The organism is Acinetobacter sp. WCHA55 (assembly GCF_002165305.2).
In the GTDB taxonomy this organism is placed as follows: Bacteria; Pseudomonadota; Gammaproteobacteria; order Pseudomonadales; family Moraxellaceae; genus Acinetobacter.
This window is the reverse complement of sequence record NZ_CP032285.1, coordinates 111,782-137,584: the sequence shown is the minus strand read 5'-3', so window position 1 is coordinate 137,584 and position 25,803 is coordinate 111,782. Positions and strand designations below refer to the sequence as shown.

General features: G+C 36.6%; 23 protein-coding genes. 10 read left to right on the top strand and 13 right to left on the bottom strand.

Features of this window, described 5'->3' with window-relative positions; translation table 11 throughout:
* Positions 1-38: 38 nt before the first annotated feature.
* The 11 genes from CDG62_RS01505 to CDG62_RS01460 all read right to left on the bottom strand — a co-directional run bounded on the left by CDG62_RS01505 (position 39) and on the right by CDG62_RS01460 (position 12,254).
* Positions 39-3,221 (bottom strand): hypothetical protein, encoded by a 3,183-nt coding sequence (locus tag CDG62_RS01505; protein ID WP_033917407.1) that lies wholly within the window; start codon positions 3,219-3,221, stop codon positions 39-41.
* A gap of 71 nt (positions 3,222-3,292) precedes the next feature.
* Positions 3,293-4,495, bottom strand: a complete 1,203-nt coding sequence (locus tag CDG62_RS01500; protein WP_024160951.1) for a hypothetical protein — start codon at positions 4,493-4,495, stop codon at positions 3,293-3,295.
* A gap of 10 nt (positions 4,496-4,505) precedes the next feature.
* A complete protein-coding gene (locus CDG62_RS01495) occupies positions 4,506-5,393 on the bottom strand; it encodes an HNH endonuclease (protein WP_024160797.1) in 888 nt (295 codons plus the stop codon).
* Positions 5,394-5,503: 110 nt separating this feature from the next.
* Entirely contained in the window at positions 5,504-5,917 is a 414-nt protein-coding gene (locus tag CDG62_RS01490; protein ID WP_024160796.1) for a hypothetical protein, read from the bottom strand.
* Between the two features lie 167 nt (positions 5,918-6,084).
* Positions 6,085-6,660 carry a hypothetical protein gene (locus CDG62_RS01485; protein WP_087528442.1) on the bottom strand — a complete coding sequence of 192 codons (576 nt, stop codon included), beginning with the start codon at positions 6,658-6,660 and terminating at the stop codon, positions 6,085-6,087.
* Between the two features lie 10 nt (positions 6,661-6,670).
* The gene (locus CDG62_RS01480) at positions 6,671-7,552 is read right to left on the bottom strand and encodes a hypothetical protein (RefSeq protein WP_024160794.1); all 882 of its coding nucleotides are present in this window, start codon (positions 7,550-7,552) and stop codon (positions 6,671-6,673) included.
* Between the two features lie 5 nt (positions 7,553-7,557).
* Positions 7,558-9,069, bottom strand: coding sequence for a DotG/IcmE/VirB10 family protein (locus CDG62_RS01475; RefSeq protein ID WP_024160950.1), 1,512 nt, complete (start codon positions 9,067-9,069; stop codon positions 7,558-7,560).
* A gap of 21 nt (positions 9,070-9,090) precedes the next feature.
* Positions 9,091-10,038 carry a DotH/IcmK family type IV secretion protein gene (locus CDG62_RS01470; protein ID WP_005005900.1) on the bottom strand — a complete coding sequence of 316 codons (948 nt, stop codon included), beginning with the start codon at positions 10,036-10,038 and terminating at the stop codon, positions 9,091-9,093.
* 13 nt (positions 10,039-10,051) lie between these two features.
* Entirely contained in the window at positions 10,052-10,735 is a 684-nt protein-coding gene (locus tag CDG62_RS01465; protein ID WP_005005897.1) for a DotI/IcmL family type IV secretion protein, read from the bottom strand.
* Between the two features lie 10 nt (positions 10,736-10,745).
* Positions 10,746-11,033 carry a hypothetical protein gene (locus CDG62_RS19275; protein ID WP_024160792.1) on the bottom strand — a complete coding sequence of 96 codons (288 nt, stop codon included), beginning with the start codon at positions 11,031-11,033 and terminating at the stop codon, positions 10,746-10,748.
* The gene (locus CDG62_RS01460; protein ID WP_228254383.1) at positions 11,034-12,254 is read right to left on the bottom strand and encodes a hypothetical protein; all 1,221 of its coding nucleotides are present in this window, start codon (positions 12,252-12,254) and stop codon (positions 11,034-11,036) included.
* Positions 12,255-13,341: 1,087 nt separating this feature from the next.
* On the opposite strand from CDG62_RS01460, the gene CDG62_RS01455 reads away from it, so the two are divergent.
* From CDG62_RS01455 to CDG62_RS01430, 5 genes are all read left to right on the top strand, one after another.
* On the top strand, positions 13,342-13,788 hold the full coding sequence (locus CDG62_RS01455; protein ID WP_044103272.1) for a DotD/TraH family lipoprotein: 447 nt from the start codon (positions 13,342-13,344) through the stop codon (positions 13,786-13,788).
* Positions 13,789-13,825: 37 nt separating this feature from the next.
* Entirely contained in the window at positions 13,826-14,635 is an 810-nt protein-coding gene (locus CDG62_RS01450; protein ID WP_024160789.1) for a type IV secretory system conjugative DNA transfer family protein, read from the top strand.
* A gap of 27 nt (positions 14,636-14,662) precedes the next feature.
* The gene (locus CDG62_RS01445) at positions 14,663-15,958 is read left to right on the top strand and encodes an ATPase, T2SS/T4P/T4SS family (RefSeq protein WP_024160788.1); all 1,296 of its coding nucleotides are present in this window, start codon (positions 14,663-14,665) and stop codon (positions 15,956-15,958) included.
* Positions 15,959-16,263: 305 nt separating this feature from the next.
* The gene (locus tag CDG62_RS01435; RefSeq protein WP_024160787.1) at positions 16,264-17,370 is read left to right on the top strand and encodes a ParM/StbA family protein; all 1,107 of its coding nucleotides are present in this window, start codon (positions 16,264-16,266) and stop codon (positions 17,368-17,370) included.
* On the top strand, positions 17,367-18,194 hold the full coding sequence (locus CDG62_RS01430; RefSeq protein WP_024160786.1) for a hypothetical protein: 828 nt from the start codon (positions 17,367-17,369) through the stop codon (positions 18,192-18,194). Before CDG62_RS01435 ends, CDG62_RS01430 begins: the two co-directional genes overlap by 4 nt.
* 45 nt (positions 18,195-18,239) lie before the next feature.
* Here the strand turns inward: CDG62_RS01430 and CDG62_RS01425 are convergent, their stop codons facing one another.
* A complete protein-coding gene (locus tag CDG62_RS01425) occupies positions 18,240-19,301 on the bottom strand; it encodes a ParB/RepB/Spo0J family partition protein (protein ID WP_024160785.1) in 1,062 nt (353 codons plus the stop codon).
* Between the two features lie 9 nt (positions 19,302-19,310).
* Positions 19,311-20,147 (bottom strand): ParA family protein, encoded by an 837-nt coding sequence (locus CDG62_RS01420; RefSeq protein WP_005028640.1) that lies wholly within the window; start codon positions 20,145-20,147, stop codon positions 19,311-19,313.
* Positions 20,148-21,416: 1,269 nt separating this feature from the next.
* Between CDG62_RS01420 and CDG62_RS19515 the strand changes: the two genes are divergently transcribed.
* The 5 genes from CDG62_RS19515 to CDG62_RS01390 all read left to right on the top strand — a co-directional run bounded on the left by CDG62_RS19515 (position 21,417) and on the right by CDG62_RS01390 (position 25,800).
* A complete protein-coding gene (locus CDG62_RS19515) occupies positions 21,417-22,946 on the top strand; it encodes a Type IV secretion system protein IcmP/DotM (protein ID WP_024160802.1) in 1,530 nt (509 codons plus the stop codon).
* Positions 22,947-23,068: 122 nt separating this feature from the next.
* Entirely contained in the window at positions 23,069-23,974 is a 906-nt protein-coding gene (locus CDG62_RS01405; RefSeq protein WP_005028646.1) for a hypothetical protein, read from the top strand.
* A gap of 12 nt (positions 23,975-23,986) precedes the next feature.
* Positions 23,987-24,661 (top strand): hypothetical protein, encoded by a 675-nt coding sequence (locus tag CDG62_RS01400; RefSeq protein WP_005028648.1) that lies wholly within the window; start codon positions 23,987-23,989, stop codon positions 24,659-24,661.
* 141 nt (positions 24,662-24,802) lie between these two features.
* Positions 24,803-25,243 (top strand): hypothetical protein, encoded by a 441-nt coding sequence (locus CDG62_RS01395; protein WP_228254382.1) that lies wholly within the window; start codon positions 24,803-24,805, stop codon positions 25,241-25,243.
* Entirely contained in the window at positions 25,243-25,800 is a 558-nt protein-coding gene (locus tag CDG62_RS01390; RefSeq protein ID WP_005028652.1) for a hypothetical protein, read from the top strand. Before CDG62_RS01395 ends, CDG62_RS01390 begins: the two co-directional genes overlap by 1 nt.
* The last annotated feature ends 3 nt before the right edge of the window (positions 25,801-25,803 follow it).

Genomic DNA, 25,803 nt, shown 5'->3' with positions numbered 1-25,803 from the left:
ATATACCAATTAACGCAAATCTATGTAGCTGATTGGAGTTAAGAAGAAACAGCTTCAGACTTACGTTGGTTCAGTAATTTTTTCTTCATGTTTTGCTCAAGTTCATAGCGTTGATATTCAACAACCATCTCTTGTGCCATGGTAGAAATCACTGAAGCAGTTGCTTTGTTTTCATCAAAGTCCGTGCCTTTATTTTTGGCATTTTTCTCAATCATGGTACGCCGTGTCTTAATCTGATTCTTCGCACCTTTTGGATAGAATTGTGCAAGGACCTTCAACGCCTTACCACGTTCACCGATAAGGTCATACGTGTAGTTACGGAGCGCACGTTCATCGGGATGTGTACTGAGTGACCATAAAAGGATTGGACCAAGTGAAACGGTATATAAGCCCGAACATTCCATTTTTTCGAGTTTAATTTTACTGAAGTACGTTAAGCCTTGATCTGAGAAACCTACGTTACCTGAACCAAGCGCATCCATTTCTAGTTGAGTTAGACCGATGCTGTCACGAATAGCTTCACGAGATTCGCGTGTACCAGGATCGACAATCACATACGCCGTAGCAAAGCCCACCAAGTCTTTAAAGTCTTCTACTTTGTGAGATGCCAAGTTAAGACGAGCACCCCATTTACGCAATGTACGTGCGTCTTCAGCCAATTCTTCTAATAGGATTGGATCGCCTTTCGCAACGTGCAATTCGTCATAAGACATAATTTTGCGGTCTTCAAGAAGCTCATTAATCAGTTGGGTTGCATATTCACGATAAGCTTGTGGGAATTTTGGAATATCGTCACGGCTCACGGCGAACTTACGTTTAATGAACATCCGTACAATCTGGAAGAATAGCGATGTAGTTTTAGGATCTGATGATGTCGCAACTTCGTTTAAGTCGATAGAAGCTACACGAGCGTTACCGATGTCAAAGTTAGTGTGATAGAAGAATGCTGGATAGGTATTTTGTGCAGCCATAATCTGATGCGCCAAAAAGTCCAGTGCTCGTTCATTATCAATATGAACATCACTCCAAACATCTAAAATTGATGAATCAGAAAGGGTTTCAATCATATCGCCAATAGTCGGCATTGCGTAACGGTGTGCCAACGTGCGTCCACGGATCTCATTCAAAGAATGGAAAAGGTCACGTAGAGCGTAATAAGAAATATCCTTACCTTGTTCAGAATGTGGCTCAATCAGTCCGTGTTTTTCCATGATGCGATCTAGTTCTGGATCTGCAAAGCGCATGTACTTACGTGCTTTATGATCAGCATTCGTATCATCAGCAAAATAGAATGTACGGCGTAGGACCGCACCAATAACGTCAGAAGTATTTTTGGCTGGTTGCCCTTTCAATTCAGGCGGTGTTACCAATGAACTTAAAAACGCTGTCATTTGACGCATTTCGTAGTTTAACGGGTAGCGTAAGCCCATACTGAATTCAAGCGGATTAATCGCTTCTTCTTTTGAGTTTTTAATACGCTTATAGATGGCATAGTGACGTAGCTCTTCAGGCAATGAATCTTGCACTGTTTCTACTAACCCACGGCTTGACTCACCCACATCGACAATATAGGTCAACGGGATACGCTCGTTACCAGGCATCATGATGTCCTCAAGCATGCCTTTGTTCATTGTGACCGATTTACCCGTACCCGGTTTACCAATGTTAATAGTCGTCCATACAGTCACTTCATTTGAGAACGAATCAAGAATAATCAGTTTACCGTCTAAGGTTTTGTTGAGCTGATGCCCTTTATGGAATGGTGAGTTAATACGTGTCAGCGGTAACATGTAGAACACATCAAACAACGGTGCTGGTGAAATAGGTGCGTGATTACGTACCATCAAGCCCGGTATATGTGATGCCCAAGTCAAAATAGGATCGCCAGCCTGTTCCATGACTTTTGCACCGCCCCACGCTTCAAAACTCTTCCAAAGCTTTTGGCGCCGTCCTACAAGAATGTTTACACCATCTTCGGTATTTGGTGCCCATGTCATCATGGTCATTTGCAGACCAGCAACAGTGTCTACTTGATCTAGGTCATTTTTAGTGGCCATCAAAATGTTACCAGCATTACGAATGGCTTTGTTTTGTGCCGTCATAAAGTGAATAACGCTTGATAACGTGCGTTTCATCATGGTTCCAGCCATACCATCACCAGTAATACAGTAACTCACCGCATATGGGATAGAACGGATGTTACCGCTAGTGTCGTGCGTTTTGGCCTGGTGTAATAAGCGGAATAGCGTTTCAAACGTATTCGTCTTCGCTGGATATATATCTACCATCAATGGAGCATATACAACGCCGTCAGTGATAACACTTCCCACTGGATAGAATGAACCTTGACTTGTACCAGGTAAGATCGCATTCGTCATGAGTTGTTCTGAGATCGGTTGATACAAAACGTGTGACGCATCATGTTCTGATGGTATTTCTTTCCAACGCATCGGTAAGCGTGTATTCAGCATCGGCACAGACAAGGTGAAGTCATCTGAAGTTGAATGTGAGGCAATTTGTTTTTTAATCGCTAGACCAGCTTCAACAACATTCAATACTTCATAGATTGCTGGAAATTCTTCAGTTGAGAGTGAGTTTAAGAATTGTGAGACAAAAGACTCATGGTGTACGTATAAGCTGTCCGATGATTTAAGCATGTCTTGAGCATTGACCGTACTTGGCATTGTAATTTGCGACAGTAGCTTTTTACGGTTTTTTGAGTCTTGAGCCTTATCGATTGGCGATAGTAAGGTTGGCTCAGAGATTAAAGCGATATAACAGCTTTCGTTAAATACACCGCCTGAAATGGTTTCTGTCATTTCATCAATGATGATGTCTAGATTCATCGCACAACGCGCCGTGGTCGCCTTTTGCATGGCATTCAAGTCATGAATCGCGTATGGCGTCTCATGGTCTACTTTGAACGCTAGATGAATCGTATGTCCACGGTCTTTGAAGTAGTTACGCATGTTGCTCGTCATCAAACCAATTTGACGGCTGAATGCATCACCACTAATTAAACTCTTAATCCCCTTGTATTCGATGATCGTAATCATTGCACCAGTTTTTGTGACAAACGTATGTTCGTCCGATACTGTTTCTAAATCGCAATAATCCTCTACGTCAGCTTTCATGCTTTGTAGGAATAACATCAATATAATTTCAATCTTGGAGTAACCAGTCTTTTTATAACCAGACTTCTCAGCTTTCTTCTTACTCATTTAAACACCTTTATTCACCTTTCTACGTCTATCTTTGATTAGACATGCCTTTAAGCATTAAGCATTAAGCATTAAGCACTAAAAAACGGTAATTCTCTTAAAACGTTAATCGCACTGTCGAAATCCTTATTTTGAATTGCGACCTCAAGACTTTTAACAGAGGGTTTTAAGCTCGTATCTAAAACCAACCTTAATAAAAGCTCATAGTAGGTACTGTTAAAAGGGATATTATCATTTTTTGAATTAGTAAATACATCAGTTTTAACGGTTTCGTCCTCTTTTAATTCGACATACTTCTTAAAACTATTTAGGTCAAACACTAAACCCTTATTAAGCAGTTGCCAAAACGCCGTTTCTAAAACCTCTTGGCTTTCACCTAAAGTACCCACCTTGAAGTTTAAGGAACCTGTATTTTTAAGTTGGAAGTGAACCTTATCAAGCTCTATGTAGATCTCTTTGTTCTGGTATAAGCCCTGTTCGTGGAAAACTTTAGACACCGATAGCTTTAAGTTTTGGTATATACAAAAAGATTGCAGCGAACTCATTTTTAAGTTGCCCGTATCTATCTGGTTTGTCGCATCTTCTACGGACGTTGGTAGATGTATCATCGGAAAGTAGCGTGTCAGTTCTTCAGACAGTTTCTTTTGTTCCAAAACGCTTATAATTGATAATGGATTGTCAAATCCAAAGTTGGTGCTCAGTAATTTCTTATGCTTCACACTCACACTTTGCTTAACCTGTATTTCAACGTCTAAGCCACTCAGCGCCGTTATTTTGTTTAGGTGTACCAAAGTGTCATCCAACAGCAAACAATCGCTGTTAACGGGGATATTCATCAACAGTAGCGCTTTAATCAGTGGATCTTGAAAATGCCCCGTTGAGTCTTCACCAGTTGTTGTCTGATTCCCTATCGCTATATGTACAACATGGAGTAGCATTAGCGTGTTAGATGTATGACCAGTGTCGCGTGTCGTTGGTATATACAAATCGTTCAGGAAGTTGAAAGCCTCAGTACCTATAACGCATAAGCGAAATATCGATAGCTGATCGTGCGTTTCCTTTGGTAGTGCATCTATCCCAAGTTCCCAATATTTGTAGATGTATGGACCAATAAATGAGTATTCATCATCATTCAATATGTCCGTCTCAAATACGCTATCCAATACCGCTATATCATTCACTATGTCAGGCTTAAATGGCTGTAACACTATGCCCGATATAACGTCTTCTAAGCTCATATCTATGTATTCGGTATCTGTTAAGCATTCTGTCATTTATGTGAACTCACTTATCACCCAAACCCTTAAATACATCTAGTGTTTGGTAGTACTCATACTGCTCGTCAGTAAAGATATTCGGGGAAAATACTATGTAGTGGTTTGGCAGATTAAAGCTCTCGTATGCTTCGTCTGATACCTTTTCCAAAGCTTTTGCGAGTTGATACAAAGAAAAGTTTTTGTTCTCTTTGATGGCATTCAAATACCACTCTTTGTACTTGCGGAGCTGGTCTACGTAATCAACGTTCGCTACCAACATATCTTCTTGCTTGGCTTCTTCATATTCAGCCATTGTGTTGAACTTAATGTCCGTGAAGTACAGTTGGGTATCAATTGTTTGGGTTCGTGTCTTAATCGCATTAAACGCCTGTATATCCTCAAACATATTACGTGCGTATTCTGCTTCAGACATCTTTGTAGGATTAGGGCGTTGATGGCGCTTTAACGGCTCTACAAGCAAGCTTTGGCGATGTCGCCGTGCGAACTTAGCAAGCTCAGGATCTTGGTTGTCAGACTTATGCGATAACACCAGTAATGCACGTTGATATTGATTAAAGATCTCTTGAGGTATGTTCGTACTCAATACGCATATTTCAGCTTTCTTTTCCAGTGATAGTGCAAAGATGTGGTTTTGTGCATGGCATAGCGTACAGACCGCTACAATGTTCTCAGCCGTATGGTTGCTATGATCGCCGTCTAAGTGATGTGGCTCTAAAAAGTATTCGTCATAGAAATCACAAAAATAGCATTTAGCTGGTTGTGAAGACATTATTTGCTTTATTGTCTCATTGGTTTTAAAACCATCATGGATAGTTTTATCTTGACGTATCTCTTGCTTGTCGTTTACGCCGTTAATAGGTCTTAAAATACCAAACTTACGGTTTATATGTTTCACTTAAACCCCTTAATACTATTAAGTAAGGTCTAATTAAAACATGTATATACTATTTTTAAAATAAAAAAAGCGCAGCCTAAGCCACGCTTTTAAACTTATTTATTATTGTATTACGCTTTACCAGTAATAGTGTTCGCAGCAGAGAACATGATGAAGCCTACGATTGATAACGCACCACCCACACCAATACAGATCCAAGCAGTTTTCTTTTTCTTTTGTTGATCTTCTTCTGATGTATACATCATATACAAACCAGTACCAACTAAGCCTAAACCAAGCACCATGAACACTACGATTAAGAATTTATAAACGTTTTGACCTAATGTTTCACCACGGCCTAAGATTTCATTCGCATCAGAACCAGCAGCGTGTTTTCCGTAAGCTGTACCACCTGGGTTCCATGTGCCAGTGTTTGCATATGCAACTTGACCCATTAATGCAGAAACAAAAGCTAAAAACATTACTTTTGCGCGGAATGCAGTCGCTTTTACAGTGCGAACTGAGTGTTTTACTAATGATACCATTGTCATTTTCCTTTTATTTAATATACGGGAGCTAATCTCCGCACTGTAATTAAACATTCTTAAAACCCTATTGCTTTAAGTTGCTTAATTTTAAACTTCTCGTTAAATATCTTCAATATCTTATACAAGGTTTTTAAGAAACTCTCACCCTATTTTAAGAAGATTGTTTAAAATATTGTAAAAAAGGTTCCTCCTATTTGTGTTCCAAAGGTATTAACAAAGACATCGTGTACGTCCTGAACGTATACGCATAATACACCTGTTATAATTAAAACCCATGCTTTGCGGTATGTCGCATTGCCTTGAGCATCAATTTTCTCTACAAAACCATATAAGCCACGAGCTACGGCTATAATCCCTACCAGTTGCGTAAAACCTACAACCGCCGTAACGATATATGCACCTAAATCATTAGCACCAGCATCAGGCAAGTAACTTTGTACCGTTACAAGTTCTATGCCATTACCACCAAACAATGAAGAACCTAGTGCACCAATGATATATCCGTCATATCCAAGTGATGCAAAAGCACCACCGATAAGAATCTTCAACAATGCCCCACCAGTGGTAGGCTCTTTCATTCCATGACCAAAGAACTTTTGTTGAGGTGATGATGCTTGCATTAAGTCAAAAAGCGCCGTGCCAGTAATCACCAACCCCGTTACAACAAAGCAAATGCGTATAAAGCTTAGTAGTGGACCGTATATGTTTAATATCGCTTTAACTATATCTAATGCATCCACGCTATTTTCCTTATTTCACCCAAATGGCTTGTTCGTTTTCGTCAACAGCATAGACCGTGCGATTGTCTGGCATCTTCTGACCTACATAGACTGTATATGTATGGTTTTGAGAATCTGTCATCCAAGCGCGATCGCCTACAACCGCAAAAGCATCCAAGCGTTTTGCACCTTTTGGAATTGATAAGGTTTTAGATCCCGATGTACTTAAAGCCTTTTGCTTAGTCTGGTCTTTAGCTATTTTGATTAAACTAGTCTTTAATTCCTTAATTGCCTGTTCTTGCAATTCAACAAGGTTTTTAAGATCGTCATTTTCAGCTTTCAGTTGTTCATTTTTGATTATGGTTTCTGATTGAGCAACTGCAGTTTGTTCGCCGTTTTGTACTTGCCCATGCGCTTGCTCTTTTTCTTTCAAACGTTGTAATAAAATAAGTGCATTCGTACCCTGACTTTGATAGAAGTTAACTGCCTCTATTCCTAGATCAGAATCAATCGGATACGACATGGATTTGTACATAATCATGTATTGACCAGTGGTAGGATCTTTAAACACAATATTTTCATCAACAATGAACGCCGTATCATCAGCAATACTATTGTCCTTTAAAGGTTGTTGATTTTGGTTGTATGTTGCTTGTGTTTGTTGAATGCCTTGACCAACAGTATCAATGGATTCTGGTGTTTGTTCTGGAGCAACTGCCGTGCTGACGTCTTTTGGTTTACTCATTTGTATCCAAAAGAAAGTACCAATCATAATTAAGGCAATAACACCAATAACAATAAGAAGTTTTGGAGGAATACCACCCTTCGCACTACCTTCGCCTTTTTGGGGTTTGCCTTCAGCATCTTTTAGATTTTTCTTTGCCTGTTCAGCAGTCATTTGATTATCAGACATTTCGCTTACCCCTTACTTTTCGGTGTTGTTACGTCAGCATCAAAAAAGACTTCAAATACTTTTCCGCTGTTAACGATATACGTAGTTGGTCGAACTGTTGATGTACGTGCCATGTTCGCCATTTCCGTACCAACGTTACCAATGATGTTCCCGGCAATTTCTTTATCGTTTGGCTCTTCCTTCGTGCTTACAACATTGCCAGTATTTGTGATTTGGGTTGTACCAATGTTTTGATAGGCTTGTCCGTAACCCTCAAAGATTCCAGCAGTAACCATACCGCCAAGCTTTTGCAAAGTGTGTTTTTGGACTTTATCAGCCATGCCCGATTGTTTTGTTCCAAGAGTTAAAGCTCGTACTTGGATTGCATACTCTTCGCCCTTAAACAACATACGGGTAAAGTTAAATTCAATATCCGCAGTATTCAGACCAACAGTACCAATAAGTTTTGCGCCGTTAAATTTACCGCCAATAACAGTAGCAAATAGGTTTTTACCTTTATCAGTATTCACACCTGTATCTAAACGCGCTTTCATTGTTGTACCAGCTTTAATGATTGCTAGTCCTTTAGTAGATTCGCTAGTCGTATTCGCAACGTTCAAGCTTCCAAGGTTTTGTTGCCCTTCCGATGCTTTAGTGTTGTGTGAATATTTATATGTTGAATATCCGTTGACCTTGTTCTTTGTATTAGAAAACGCAGCAAGTTGATCAACAAAAGCAGTTTGACTTAATTCACGCGTTGCAGCATTACGTTCTGCATAAGCAGCTGCTTGTTGGCTATATACACTAGCAACATCATTAGCAGCAGATGAAGCATGTTCATATTGTTGCGCGTAGTTAGTTTGATAAATCGGTGCGTTTTGATTAGCACCGTTTTGTGTTTGTGGTTGTTGTGGTAGACCACCGCTAGTTGGTTGAGGTAATGCACCACCTTGATTTGCCATATTAGCTCTGGCCATCTGGTCAAGTTCAAGCGTAATATTTGGTGTACCACCTGTTGCAGAACCGTTTACAGGTTGCCCATTTGGACCTGTAATAAAATTCTGATCGTTCAGATCGCCGTTTGGATCTTGTGTTGCAACTGTTTTAAATTCGGGCAAATAGCTTTCACCATTTTTGCCAGCTCGAGCAGCTTCTTCAGCTTGTTTTTGACGTTCATATTCTACATATTCAGGAGGGATAACATTTGTACCCTGTCCTTGGATTTCTGGTGTAGCAATAGCAACCTGATTATCTAAAGCTAGTTGGTCACTTTTCCCCATTGGGTTAAACATAAAAAAGCCTAATCCACCAACTACTACCAAACCAATAATTGCAACAACGCGAAAGCGCGTATCTGCAAAAACACGTTTTTTGTTAGCAGTTTTAATACTTGTATTTTTCAGTTTTTTAGGTTGGTCTTCTTCTGAATGAACTTGGTTTGCAGAAATAATAGTTTCATCGGTAGTACCTACTTCAGTGCTACGACTAGAATTCTCTTCAATGTCATTCGGGTTATTTTGTTGGTTCGTTGAATCCATTTTTAATTCTCACTTAATGACTTAAAATGCGTCTTCGAGGTAAACAGTTTTAGGTGTACCGCCAGTCGTTGAAAATGTGATGTACTTCAGATCTTCAGAATCTTCATAACGGAAGATCTTCATACCGTTGTTAGCGCGGAAAGAACTCAAAAAGGCTGGTTGAATAACACCAAAGTTACTACGCACATATATATAGCCACCAAACTTCCAAGCACGGACATTAGGACTATCGGTTCGCATTTCAACAGCACCCTCAGGCGCTAAGCCATCCATAAATTGCAAACTCACACCATCTGGAATAATCGATGTTTGATTGCCTGTTGAATACATAGCTTTGGCTGTTGGGCTTCGACCAGGTATACGTGCGTCTACACGAACATCTAAATCACGTTGGCCAGTAGCTAACATCAAAATTACTGGAGCACCCAATCCCTTTAATGTGACCGTTACGTTTCCGAAAGCAGCTGGATCTAATGGTTCGATTGAAAGGATGTTAGTTTCAGGGATTTCGTCTGGCTCTTTTTCGTTTTGCTCACCTAAGCCATCTGAGAAACGTCCACGGTCCAAAGAAATCTTTTCAATGTTCCATGGATTTCCTGAAGAATCGGTAAAGACAATAGTAGATAGCATGCCAGCGCTTAAACGAATTACTGGCGGTTCCTCACCAGGGTTTAATGAAATACCCAAACTACGGGTTTTCGCTTGTGGCGTATTTACATAAGGACTAGAAAGGCTTCGTTTTTGTTGCAACAAAAGTCCTTTAACTATTTTTGTTTGCTCAGGTGTGAACTGCAAACCAACAAGATTGTGAACCTGTCTGTCAATTTCCGATGCTGTATCAACTACCTCAGGTGCAACCAAAGGAGATTGAGCATCCGCAAAAGTATTCGGAGGCATATCAGCAGCATTAACTATTGTAGTTAATGCAGTAGAAGCAAAAAGAGCCAAAGATAATTTTTTCAATTTCATAAGTATCATCCAATTAACGCGCTGGAGTTAACGTAATTGTCTTAACAGCAATACCGTTGTAGTTCAGATAAGAACGTGGATGCTCAACAATAGTAACTGTCGCAATGAAGCGGTGAGTCTCTTTAGGTTGTTTGTCACCTAAGAAGAATTGAGTAGTGATAGGAACACGAACAGTCCAACTAGGTTCTGCAGCATGTAAATCACGGTTTTCGATTTGTGGAACATCAGTAGCAGTAGTTCGCATCGTTAGGTTGTTTTGTACGATTGTGCCAACTGTTTGTGATTGAGCGATTTGCTTCATCAATGAATCTTTACCGCCCTCAGTGAAATACATTGAACCAGCATTGTTAATAACGTCACGCCAGTTCAAGAAATCAAAGTTGTAGACAGAAAGAATTGCACTCTTACCGAATTCAGAAATAACAACGTCAGTAACGCGAGGGTTTTTTGATGCTTCGATTGGACAGATAACCGAGTTATCTACTGTTTGAACAGCTTTGACTTTTGGGTATGCATTAAAGGCAGCAAAAATAATCATCGCAAGAACAGCACTCACGATAAAAGCGAAAAACACGAAAACAAGCCATCGTCTTAACTTTGCAATCTCCTTATCTTTTTCATCCACCTGTTTTCTGAGCCAAAGACTAGGATCACAAGAACCTATTTCAGCGTTTTCATTAGATTTGTCTTTAGACACAACAGCACTCCTATTTCGCTGGCTGATATATAACAGATGGAATTGGACGATCTGATTTAGAGCTAAGCACACACTTAACTGGTGTGCCGTCATCAAAAACCAAAGATTCAAAATCTGTTGTGGTGAGTTTAAAAGCTACAAAACTAAGCGTTGTTAAAACGGTTAAAATGCACAATGAGGCAAACGTACTAACCAACACTCTTAAAAGCCTTGCGTATTTTCTTTTACCTATTATTGATACTTCAGCGTAAGGAGAACCCCATGTTGAAGTAGTCAAATTAGTTTTAGAGTTATCCATTTAGTCAATCACTAAACCCGACTTTAATTCGTCCTTATAATAGTCGGTATTAAACTCATTTGCTATATTAAGATCAAAATAATAAAAGGTATCTAGGTTATTAGCTAAAAGTGTTTTAACAAATTCATGGCTACCATTAACGTTTTCAATAGAATCTAAAGTAGGCTTTATACTAAAACCACTATGGCCTCTCCACTTTCGCCCATAAAAGTTAGAAGCAGTATCTTTACCAGCATGTCCAAAAGCACCAGCTATCACAAACTTATCAATACCCTTTACCTTAGCATTTGCAATACATTGATGCCTTGTACTGTATAAAGTAGGTCGTTGATCTTCATTAGTTAAAACCTTGCCTCTAAGCTTAAAGTAATTGATATAACTTAAACGTAAACGCTCTTGCAGTATTTTAATAAAAGTCTGTTTTTCATCCCATCCAAAGGTATAGCCACTACTTTTATTTAAACTAGATACCTTTCTCACATACCTATTTAGCAAGTTCCAATAAAGGTATATCTTTTCTTGATCTTCATGTTTAAGGTCATCAAGTATTAAATACCTTTTAAGTCCATTAGCCCGACCATGTGTAGCCTTGCCATTTTCCACAATCATGATCAGTTTTGGTCCTTTTACTGCACAACAGAATGAAACGGAAAACCACTCAACAGGACGCAATCCAACAACAAGATTGGCATCAACAAAAGCAACCATCATCCGATCAAACTCACTAACCCTGGTGTTACTCTCGTTCTTATGCTCGAATTCTCTTATCAAGTAGTTGTAAAACGTGCGTTCAAAGTACTTTGTTTTCAGCTCAGAAGTACGCTTAGGTTTGTCCTTATTAGCTGTATATTTTGTGTTAATGATTCTTAAATATAATTCTTCTAAAAAATATTCATCAAAACCAGCATCTATATCTTCATCATTAATAGAGCCATTATTTAGCTCATTAAGCTTTAGACCGATTCCATACACTAAATATGCACGATATGTTCTAAATGTAGATTCCGCGTAATAACCATTTTCAGATTTAGTTTTAAATTCAGAATATATGTTTTCATACAACATTTTTAAATCTAGCTCTGAACTATCTAAATGTTTATCAATTTTTTGCTTAAGCTCAATATCATATTTGGTCTTAGTAGAATACGGAAAATCCTCTATACGACTTGTGTATTCTTTTAATGTCTTTGGATAGCTATTAGGATTCTCAAAACTGCTCACCACTACCACCCTTTATCCACATGCAAAACATGAGCACATACTACAACGTTAAACACCTTTCTAAAAGTACTCGTTAAAACGTTTTTCACTTTAAGCAAAATGTTTTTCACTTTTAAGCCCAATAAATGCGAATGTCTTTTTTGACTCCTCTCTTGTTAGTACAGTGGAAAAATCAAAAAAATGAAGTTGATAAATCATAAAAACACAGTGGACCTTTTTTACAGTGAAGTGCTTGATATGCATAGTTTCAATAGTCTTTTGCCAGTTGCGATGCCTTAAATTTTTAGGGAAAAATACGACTCTAAGCCTATCATTATTGCAGTTTAATTGGTGTTTAAGGTGTCAAATCTTTATATTTAAGATGCACAGCACTAAACCATAAGGTAGGTTTTTAAAAGTAGCAGCTTTAATGTCTTTAAACTTTTAAATTAGGAATGGTATATACCAAGATGCATTTTTTCTTCAAACAGTTTTTATCAATTTATTTAATATTAAAGAAGCTGGCTTATAAATAAATTACATTATCACCAATAATATTTTTAATATTAATTAAAAAAAGCATATTAACATCTTTATTAATATACTTCTATACTGTAAAATATAAATTACAGTATTAACAATATTTTAATTAAAAAAAGAATAAATGTACTTTGTTATTTTCTGTATAAATTATATTCTAAAAAAAGAACAAAAAAGAATAGAAAAGATAATAAAAAGAAAGAATAAGACTATAAAGGAATATAAAAGACGTCCAGCAAACTATAAGAGCTCATTTACTCTCTATAATTGATTGAAAAAAGTACGTTGTATTTCCATTTCAGATAGGTACTACTAAAAAAAAGCATTGTTTTGGACAGACAATGCACTTAAAAAGAGTATTTTTTACAGATTTGTCTTGTTTAGGCCAGGTACGACTGCCTGAAGAACGCCCTTAGATAAGCGTTAAAGCTTATAAATTAGGTTTAAGCGAGTGCCTAAAAGTCGGCTTTATACCTTTTAAGGGATTTTTTATAATTAATAAAGTGCATTTTAATAGTTTTTAGACTAAAATCATTTTGTCTTTATACCCACTTAATCCGGAGTAAAAATGAAGCACAATAAAAAGCTTTTAAGCGTTCTTGCAATTGGTTTAATGATGTCTGGGTGTGCTAGTCGTGATGTAACGCAATTAAACGTAGCAAGCCCTTTATCTATTATATCTGAAGCATCTCAAGAGGCTTTAATTGCACAACAGAACTTAAAGAACTCTTCTGCAATTCAAATGCAAACTGTTCAGAAGAAACAAGGTAGCATCAACCATGACCTTTTAAATATCGACTACATAGGCGATCCAATACCTTTAATTAAAAGTATTTCTAGCCAATACGGATACCGTTTTGTAGAAGCTGGTCCTACTCATGAGCTTCCAATTGTTAATTTTAATAAAAAGCGTCTTACTGGTGTAGAAGCTTTACGCGATGTTTCTGCATATTTAAATACTGCTTCGATAACTCTAGATCATCAAAATAAAAGTATTTTATTGACTTATAACTAATACCCTTTAAATCCTTTTATACATATCTGGAGTTTTTATGGACTACTCTAATAATGCTTCATTACAAGAGCTACTAAACCCATCTAACCAGTCTTCTTTAGAAGTTCATGTTAGTAATGTTGAACAGCAAGCTCGTTATGAAGCCATGCTTGAATTAGTTAAGCAAAAAGGTATTAAGTTAGGGATCAATACTTATTTAAGCAACGCTCGTGAGGTCATCAAAAGCCAAGAGCGTAACCTTGATACAATCTTTAACTTTAAACCTTACATGATCAAAGATGTTGTTGTTCCCCCGGTTATTATTGAATCAAAAGATGTAACTGAGACACCTAATGCCATGTCGTACAAGACGACTAAGCAGACTTATAAAATCTTGAAACAAGCTCGTTTCAGTACTCGTGCACCTGATTGGCGTCAGTACCTTGTTTTCCCTACACTTGATAGCAATGTTGATTACGTGACTTTCATTCCGAAAGAAATGTTACCAGCTAACGAACAAGAACGAAAAATATGGAAAGAGACTGCTGCTAAGTCTTATGAAATGGGTTTAGTTGAGGGCCGAAATATTGTTGAAGATGCAGTAGATCGTCTTAAACGAGATTATTTGGGGATGGTTACTTTCCATAAGTTTGTTTTAGAGGGCAAGTTATCAATGCCAGCAATTAGCAGTCAATCACTGGCTGTTTCTTCTACACAAGACACTATTGCTCTTGATATGAAATTGCTTCAAATCCAACAATTACCGCAGTTCAATTCAAATATTGAAACTTGGAAACCAATTCTCCAACCTGAACAAATTGCACCTAGCTATCAAATTCCAAAAATTAACCTTGTTAGCGAACCTTAAGTTCGCTAACTCAATTGGAAGTTTTAAATGCAAATGAAGGTTTCGACATTAAAAGCAAAATCTGCATTATTTGATGTTAACAAGATTAAAGGATCTGAAAATAAGATTCTGACAGCTACCAAAGACATTCGCAAAGACTACGATTCTAGCCGTGGTTTTGGTTTGGCTACATTAACAGCCATAACGACATACAAAGATCCGAAACAAGGGTTTAAAAGTCGCGATGAATTTGAAAGTCTTCTATATGAAGCATTAGCTCATGGTGCTTCAGATATTTTCATTAGTCCAGATCGCCCCATCACAATGATGAAAGACTTGGAGTTATATTCGTTAACACACCGTATTATCAATCGTGATGAAGCTCTACACATCCTAAGAACGATTGCTGATGAAAATGCCTACTTAGTCCTTATTAATAATAAGTTTATTAATAAGGCATATCGTATTCTGCAGAAAGACGCTTCAGGTAAGGAAACTCGTTATAACTTTCGTGTGAACGTATCTCGAACTTCGTATCGTGGATCTGGAGATTCTTTTCAGATAACGTTACGTACAATTTCTGGCATTCCCCCTCACTTTTCAAAAGTGGGTTTAGATGAAGATTTCATTAAAAGATCGCTACCTCACAATGGTTGCTACATCATTGGCGGAATCACTGGTTCTGGTAAAAGTACAACACTAGCTTCAAATATTCGCTATGTGTTGGAAAATAATACTCATATTCGTGGAAATATTTTGACTCACAACGAGCCTATCGAATACGAGTATGACGCAATTGAAAGCACACACAGTATTGTTAGTCAAAGCGAAATCCCCAATAACTTCGAGACTTTTGCGGATGCAAATAGAGAGGCGATGCGTAGACGTCCTGCTGCAGTTGAAATCGGTGAATTGCGAGATAAAGAAACAATTTCTGCAGCTCTAGAACTTTCTTTAACTGGCCACCCTGTTTTTGCAACGGTTCACGCAACCACCGTAGACAAAATTATTCCACGTATGTTGAAGCGCTTTAAGCATGAAGAACATCTTCAGGCTGCAGCTGACATTATTGGTTCAGTTTATACATTGATTGCTCAACGTCTTGTTAAAGATGTGAACGGCAAGGTATTTGCTGTAAGGGAACACTTAATTTTATCACCTCAACTGAAAGAAGAATTGCTTTTAATTGATGATATTCATGCTCAACAGAAGTTTATTCGAGAGTTAATGATTAATTCTGATGGTTCAGATCCAAACATCAGTAAGAGTTTCAGGAAACAAGCTGACGATCTACTCAAAGCTGGTCGTTTGCATGAAGACTACTATTACAAACTGATTTATTAAGAGGCGAATATGGATGATCAATATGCACACTGGTCGCAATTTAGATTAAATCTAATCCTATGGGGCGGTTTAAACGGATATTTGTTTATACCTTTTCTAGCTGTTGTTATTAAGTTTTCCTTGTTCAAACTTATGCTTTTCATCGGCTTGATAGTAGCAACATTGGTTATTGAAAAAGTATTTAAATACAAATACAGCTATATCCCCTCTGCTCTTAGACGCTTAGTTTTTGGGGGCAATAAATACACTAGACGCGGTAGAAGACGTTACTCGTTGTAAATCTTGAAAAATTGAAAGGTAAACTTATGAAAAATACTCAAAATGAAAAACCAGCGATTGAAGAACGTTATATTGTTCTAGGTATTGATGATGGACATGGCGGTACAAAGCTTTATGCTGGTCTAGATCAAGATGGAAATGAAATCAAACTGACTATTCCTAGTATTGCTTATTCAGGAAAAGTCCTCACTGGCGAAGAGGATTCTACTGACTATTATGTGGTTAAAGTAAATGAAAACTTTTATACAGTTGGTAAGAAGATCAATAGTAGTGTTCCTCTGGATACCAGAACAGACGAATACCCGACATCTGAATATAACAAGGCACTAATACACCAGGCAATTAAGGCCTATATTGACCATATCGGAACATATGATGGTAGAGCGTTTGCAATCGCTACTTCACTTCCTGTTAGTCGCTATTACACACCTGAAAAAACCAAAAACATGCCACTTATTGATATGAAAACTAATTTTCTACTCAATGGTGATGTTTGCTTCAACTTAAAAGATCATAAAGCTGGTAAACCGCTTAATATCATTAAAAGACATATTGTTAAATGTGAAGCTCAAACAGCTTATTTTAATGAGATTATTGATGTACACGGAAACGGTTCAGAAGATAGTGATCTTTTAATAAGTTCTGAATGTGCTGTAATCGATATTGGCGGTAAAACCACTGATATTGTAGTCACATTAGATGGAGGAAACATGCTTGATGGCCATCGTTCTACATCACGTAACCTTGGTATTCTTACCATCTATGAACGAATCACTAGCTTAATTCTTGAATCTGGCTATAAAACAGTTAACGCTAACTGGCTAGATTTCGCACTAAAATCTGGAACTTATGGTATAGGATCTCAAGCCAAAGATATTACAGGTTTAATTCAGCAAGCTAAAAACGAATTCATGATCGAATTAAATAACTTTATCTCTAAACAGATCGGTGGAGGCGATGATTTAGCATTAGTATTATTTTGTGGAGGCGGTGCAGCTTTTCTTGAAAAAGAGATTAAAGAAAAGTACGACTTACCGAACGTAAGAATCGCTGAATCACCAGAGTACGCCAATGCTAAAGGTTTATATAAGTTAGCTAAATACATGTATAAAATGTACGCAGAAATCAAATGACAGATTCAAACTACATACAACTATCCTATCAATTAATTCACTTAACAAGAGAAGATCTTGATGTGATTAGTAATGTTAATAGAAATCTACCAGGTCTAGACTTAAACGCTTTTAGTTTAAGTCTGCTGTATTTAGGATTTATCTTTTGTACTGACAAGCAGAAGATTTTTCTAAATGCGCCAGTGCAAAATGAAATAGACGAGACGTTTGCACAGCCTGTACGAATGAAAATAGATAAAAATGCAAATCAAAAACTATTTAATTCAATTAAAAAACATCCTCAAGGAAAGCTTCGTAGAAATTACATAACTGCTGTTTTACATGCTGGTATAGCGGTTCTAATTGAGCTTTCATACCTTTATAAGTTGTATGAAGTTAATGAGGATATGGCAAGCCTATATTCTGTCAATTCTTTCCTATTAAGGTTTGGCTTAAGTACTTGTGTTGAAACATACACCAAGTTTAATACTGCTTACTATGTGTACGATATTGAATATCTTGAAAAAAAGTATCTTGATCATATATCCATACAAATACCAGAAAGTAGTAAGGAGCAAATTGAACAATCACCTAAAAAGCCCGTAACTAATTCTATCAAGAGCAAGGAGGTTCCTGTTCAAAAAGCAGTTAAGATAAAGGAAGCTAAACATACTGAACATAAAAACATTCAGGACCACTCCCCTACCGTTGAAACATCTCAAAATACCGAAACGTCCGAAATTAACAATGCTAAACCAAGTCAAAACGTATCTGAATCAAAACCAGTAACCAATCCAAGTAGTTCGGATTGGCTTAACCAGACTTTTAATCCAGATCTATTATAAAAAAAACCGGCAATGCCGGTTTTTTTCATTCAAAGTTTTGAAACTTCAATCATTCAAGCTCTTAAAAAACTCTTCAATTTTTCTAGCTTTCTCTTCTGTAATATCTGCATCCAAGGCTACTCGCAACTTAAGTACACTCTTACCTTTGGTACCACATTCAGAACTCATAGAACCAAATTTAACGCCCTTATCTGTCTTAAAATCGAATTTAATCTTACTCGGTTGTTCTTCAGTAGTAGCTTCTTCAGTTTTTTCAGGCTTAGTCGCCTTATTTGCTTTTTCTTCTTCACTCAAAATAGCTATAAATCCTTTATGACGCTTGCCCGTGGATTTAAATTCTTCAACGTATTTATCCCATTCTGGTCTTAACAAGTCGAAAATTGCTTTTTCAGTTTTAGTTTCTAAAGCTTTATTTATTGCGGTATTCACTTCTTGAGCAATATATCCAGAAATTAGCTCAGGATCTTCGTTCAAAGAGTCCAAAATGAACTCAGGTAAGTCTAGAATATATTTGAGACGGAAATACTTCGACTTATCAATCGCAAATTTTTCAGTAACAAATTCATAACTTTCAAAAGGATAACCAAACTCTTCACATAATTGCTTGATTTTTAATATGCTTTCAAAATCTGAAAGATTTTGTCTAGCAGTATTATCCAATAAAGCTGTTATAGCAGCTTTATCATCATTCATAGATGTTTTAACTAAAGCAGTAATTCTCTTGAGCTTTAAAATCTCTTTAATTGCTCTAAAACGTCTCTCACCAGCAATTAACTCGTAACGATTACCCTTCTGTCGAACTGTAATCGGGTTAATTTGTCCATTAGTTTCTATATCAGCAGCCAAAATTGGCAACTTCTCATATACACGTTTATTCATGATACGTGGTTGATAAGGTGATGGATCAATTAAATCAATGTCGATTGATTCTAAATGAGATCCGCTAACAATATTTTTTGTTTCTCGCTTAGCTAGTGGGTTAAGACTCCCCTCTTCTATGGTTGGAGTCGCTGTATTTTCTTTTACATCAGTAACTTGAGCATCACTCCCTGTTGCATTAGCAACAGATGTTTTTTTCATGCTTTTTACTTTATCTTTAAAGTTCATATCAGCACCTTATAATTTTTTGTATTCAGAAACCATTAGATCTACAAGTTGATTAATTGCTTGTTTTGCTGGTGTTTCTTTTCCAGCATCCAGATCAAATACGGAACACTTAACATATGATGCTTGACTAAAAACCGTAGCATTTGGAATACAGATTAATTCCTTATTTACCAGTTTTTCTTGCAATTTTGGTTGAGCATATTCATTGCGAATATCTTCAGCCAAGGTAAGATCCACTGTATTACGCTTGTTATAAAAGTTTAGTACTGGCGATAGAATTTTTAAATCTGGATTGCTTGTCTCTAAGTCATCCATAGAGTTAAGTATATCTTCCAAACCCTGAATACTGTATTCACCCTGTAATGGAATTAATAAACTGTTTGATGCTAACAAAGCATTAAAAGTTAGAGTTTCCATTCGCGGTGGACAATCTAACAAAATAAAGTCGAAATCCCCTTTTATCTTTCTTAATACACTTCTAATAATTTCATTAGGAACTGGACTAGAACGCTGAATATTGATTTCAACATCACGAATGTTATTAGCACAAGCAATCAAAGACACATTTTCAAAGTTGGTTTTATCTGGACCTTGTATAACATCGTGAATGTTAATTGTTTTATAGTTTTCAAAAATATCTTTTAGAGTGCCATCTATATCGTTAATATCTGGAACATTTGAAATATGTTTTGTTGCATTACGTTGGCTATCTAAGTCGATTACTAAAACCGTATAACCTAATTTTCCAAGCTTAGCAGCACAATTCACCGTAGATGTTGTTTTGCCCACACCACCTTTAAAGTGGATGCTTGTACAAATATAAGTTTTTCCTGAGTTCTTTTCCATTTTTCAATCACCTTTCAAGTAAAGTCAAACAATACAATATTTGAAAAATATTTAAAATACTTTTTCACTTTATTTTTAATATATTTCAACTTTTTCAATCTATATGCCTAACATGTGTCCATATCTTATGTGTTTTTCATTATCAGACTGATAACAGCTTTAGATTCCTTGGCGTGGATTTTTTCATTATCAGACTGATAACAGCTTTAGATCCCTTGGCGTGGTTTTTTACATTATCAGACTGATAACAGCTTTAGATTTTTAATCGTGGATTTTTTCATTATCAGACTGACAACAGCTTTCGATTTTTAATCGTGGATTTTTTCATTATCAGACTGATAACAGCTTTAGATCCCTTGGCGTGGATTTTTTCATTATCAGACTGATAACAGCTTTAGATCCCTTGGCGTGGTTTTTTTCATTATCAGACTGATAACAGCTTTAGATTCCTTGGCGTGGTTTTTTTCATTATCAGACTGATAACAGCTTTAGATCCCTTGGCGTGGATTTTTTCATTATCAGACTGATAACAGCTTTAGATCCCTTGGCGTGGATTTTTTCATTATCAGACTGATAACAGCTTTAGATCCCTTGGCGTGGTTTTTTTCATTATCAGACTGATAACAGCTTTAGATTCCTTGGCGTGGTTTTTTTCATTATCAGACTGATAACAGCTTTAGATCCCTTGGCGTGGTTTTTTTCATTATCAGACTGATAACAGCTTTAGATTCCTTGGCATGGTTTTTTTCATTATCAGACTGATAACAGCTTTAGATCCCTTGGCGTGGTTTTTTCATTATCAGGCTGATAACGGTTTTTCGATTCTAAATCGTTGATTTATTCATTATCAGACTGATAAAAATGGAGTTGCCAAGAAGAGGGGAGGGCTTACTACTACTTACAGTTAAATAAATGAGTAGACGTTGTGAAATGCACAACTGAAAATGATCTATATTAGCTGAGTAGGGGAGTGCCCTATTCAATAAAAAGACTACCAACAATATTTATAGAGAAATTTATTATATAGGCGGTTAATCCACTTAAATGTCTAGTAGGGGAGGGCTTCTTATTCATTCTTTTTAGTATTTGACCAAGAATACTGGCTTAGTGTTGAGATTGACCTGATTTAAGCTTTAAAAGGTATTAAATGCCACTTTAGTCAAGAGCTTAAAACCAGACTTAAAATCCTTAAAAGGTTTAAGGGGAATTAGATTAAAACCAATATTAACTATATAATACCCAACAATACACATATTAATAGGCTATAAAATGGCAGATCCAAAAGATAAGCTTGTACATGAGAATCATATTTATATATTTACTGTTGTTATGGTTTTAGTGGCTTTTTTGGCTGTATGGTTTGCTTATAAACCTCAAATTGTAGGGTTTTTAGTATACACAAAAGGCATTTTAATTATTCCTCTATGGTGGATACATAGCATATTCAAAGCTATCGGGCTTAACTACGTGCCTTTACTAAGTGAGTTGGTGTATTCAACAGAACACCTATGTAAACCAACAAACAATTGGCTTCCATTATTTTGTCAAAATAAGTTTAGCGAAGTCACTATTTTTCAAATTTCAAAAGCCAGTCAAGCATGGAATTTATTAATATTTTTGCTGGCAACACCTTGGATAAAGAAAGCTTATGACCGCTTCAACAGCGAGCATCCAGCACGGGGCTTTATCAAAAGCATGAACCTAGAAGAGTTCATAGAGGAACAAATTCCAAACCAAAGACACTTACAGGTTTTTGGTCCATTAGACTTGTCAAAATATGATACGAACAATGGTCATTTTAAAGCGCTAGATTCAACTTATGAGTTTGCAAATAGGCATGAGTTAATTACAGGAACTAAAGAGCGCCTTGTGAACATTACAATCAACGGAGTAACGAAAGAATATAATGATAAAAGTGAAACAGTACCTATCATAGATGAAGAGAAGTTTTTAAATGTCTTACGTGAACAACTAGGGGATCTTTGGATAACCCTTGATAATTCAAAAGAAACATCACCCGATGAATTATCGTATTTATCCGATGTTGATACAATTTTGCTAGCTTTGTATTTACCAGTAGCATGTGCAACCGATGAATCTATGGATGATGAAGAGTTCCGTAAAATCAAAAAAGATTCAACAACATTAATTAATTACTATTGGGATATTTGCACAAAAAATATACCTAACAACCCATTGTTTGCAATTGAAAATCAGTATGTTGAGGGCGATCGTAAGCTTGTAGGGTTTAATTTTGATTTCCTTAGAAAAAGAATTCACAAATACATTAAACATCCCGTTGCTACTAAGATTTTTAAAAACCATGCATATGTAAGAACTATTTTGTGTGAGGTTGTATTAACAGCAAGACAACTAGGTGTAATGCCACCAACAGATATACGCTGGTTAAAACTATACAATCGAACTGCATACGCATTCATACAGAATATTGGTAGACCGTCTTTGTTTAGTGAGGGTTTAGGTCCAATCTCGCATTATCTAATTGAGGTGAAATTAGGGAAGCCATTAGAAGAGCCAGACTTTAACATTGGCCTTGTTGGTTTTGAATACGAATTATTGAGTTTTGCCATGACTGAAGCTAGACAAAAAGCTGCTGAAGATGTGAACAGTATTATTCGAGTAGTAGAGTTTACGGACAAGGAATTAAACAACGGATCTTATAACTCTAAAAACAATGATAAAGATGATTTTAAGTATAGTGACGATCATGTTTTTGATATGGTGAGCGTAGAAATACCACAGGATGAAATACAAAAAAACAAGCAAAAAGGGTTTTAGTCTTAAACTTATAAGTTATAATTGACCGGTATTAAAACACCGGTCTTTTTTATTTAACTATTTTTTTAAAAACATATTTTAACTATACTGCTAAAACATGGCTTAAAAGGTAATACTCTAAAATGCTTTTAAATAATTTCACTAAAATAGTAGCAAGTTGCGCTATTAGTATTATTACAATCTCTACTTACGCTGCACCATCTCAGGACCTTACTTCTAAGATGCAAAAAATGGGCAAAGTAAAAGAAGTTAAACCCTTTAGTGGAGGTTTAACTTCTTGGATTCTTGAGGCACCTAATGGGAAAAATGCGGTGTTTTTTACAACATCCGATGAAAAAGTCATCTTACATGGTACAGCTTGGGATTCTGCTACTAAAAAAAATATATCTGAGCCTCTTAAATTAACTGCAAAAAAAATGAATACACCAGCACGACAACCAACAGCTTCCGTTGGGAATTTGGCCAGTGCATACAATCATCCAGTCTTTAAAGCTGTAAAAACGCTTTCAGGGTTTAAAGAGGGGAAAGCGAATGATAACAACACTGTTTACATCATTTACGATCCACGCTGTAAATATTGTCACGAAACATTCAACCTTTCTCGCTCATACGTTAAAAGCGGTGCAACTATTAAATGGATTCCAGCTTTAGTTCTAAACCAAAGTGAAAACGGAAAACAATTAGCAGCTGGAATTCTTCGTAAACCATCTGAAGATACTATTAATAAAACCTTTAATGGAACAGATGAAGAAATTAACTCAATTAAAGTGATTCCTACACCACAGGAACTTGCTGAGTTGGATAAACACTTAGGCGCTCTTCAATCTATCTTCTTCTATCACGAAGATATTGTTGCAATGCCAAAAGAAGATCGTGAACAGCGAGAAGCAATTCGTAGCGCTGGACAAAAGCCACAGCCACTAACTGCTGGTGTACCAGTTGCTATCTTTGTAAATAAAAAGACTGGAAAAGTTGAAGCTCGTAGAGGAACTTCAGAAACAGCCACTCTTGACTATATTTTCAAATAAGAGGGAATTGAGATGAACAAAACTCAATTGAAAGCTTTCCAATCGATTGTCGGAAACTTTTCACCTTATTTCTCTAAGATAAACAATGAGTCTATGTTTTTAGATTCTGACCTTTCTGGAGATACGGATAGAAATCGCCAGGTGAGCATCTTCAATATAGATGCAAAGGCCACGGATCTACTATTAACGATCAAAGGATTTGATCAGGTCGAGAATAATTTGTTTAGAGGACAAGTTTTCTTAAAGTCTGACGAAAACACAGAAATTCTTATAAGTGAGCCATGCTATTACTTAAACAAAAGCAAGGTTCGTTTCAGTACATATGAACTTCAGAGCTACATAAAGGAAGTTTGGCATCAAGCTCTAAATGAATATAAGGCTGATGTTACAGACAGCCCTATACGTTCTAATGAAGAAAAATACAGCTTATCTTTAGCAGATAGATTCTCTAGTTTTAAAACGTCTTGGCCAGCTATGGGCATTGTAGCTGCAGTAGTTGTTTTTGCTGGAGGCGGTTACTTTTTAGGTTCAGGTACTAATGAGAAAAATGCATCTTCAGAAACAAGTTCGCAACAACTAAGCACATCTGATAACCCTGAACTTGACGGTAAAGCCTTGGCTCTTAAAAACATGGGGTTAGATCCTAACTCAATGGCTTTTGATAACTCATGCTTTCAAGAAAAATAAGGTGAATTATCTATGAGAGCTAGACGAATAGAAAACCTTGAAGCATTACAGCTAAAGGCCTCAGAAATAGCACAAATAACCGTTAAAGAGTTGGAAGCACGACACTATTTAGTTTGGTGGTTGAGCTCATATGACCGAAACATGAAACGTGGCTATAACAATGAAACCATTTGCTTAAGCACCTATCAGGTGAATGAGTTTTGTTTTTCATATGCAATCACAAGCGAAGTTGAAAAGTTTTATTTACTAATACAACCCGAAAATTGGTTTTTAAATGATTTAACTTTCGAGTCTGCTTCTATAGATGAAAAAGGCTTAGTTTTAAATTTAGCTGAAGTAAATGATCAGTTATTCAAGCTGTATATATCGCGAATGCAAATCAGATTTAATCTTGATGAAATTCATGCTGAACGTTTAACACACGCAAAGAAATATGCAAAAGAACTGGTCTTTATTCAATACAACCCACAGAAAAATCAGGTCATGAATGTAGGTGTTTCTATCAATTTAGAAAACAACACAATCACTCGAAAATCATCAAATCAAACGGCAAAAAATAAGCGCTTGAAAGGGGCATTCTAATGAAGAAATCAAACTATTTTAAGGTAATTGGTGCAATAGCAGTTTCAACAGTTGTTTCACTTGCTTATGCTGGCTTTACTGAAATTAATAGTTCTGGAGACATTGTATCTAAAGACAGTGCAAATGCTTTACGCACCAGTTTTTCAACACCAAATCAAAATATACCAGCGCCATTACGCACATATTCTCTATGGGATAAGATCTCAGAGACAACCAAATATAATGGCACAGTACAACCAAAGCCAACACCTGTTGCAATTGAGAGTACATCTTCTCAAGCACAAAATATTCAAAGCAAAAGCAATATTAATGTGGCTAACATAGAGAGCCAACAGGAAATCAAAAGATTACAGGCAGCACTAAAAGAGAAAGAAACTGAGAATAACAAGCTCAAATATTCAAACCTTGAGATGCAAGTGCAAGTAGTTGAACTAAAAAGCGATATAAACGAACTGAAGCAACAAGTTAACTTTTTAGCAAGCCAGATGCAAATTGTTGAAAGCGATGTGCTTGTAATGAAAAACAAAAAACCAAGTTCTTTTTTAGCACGAAATTAAGCA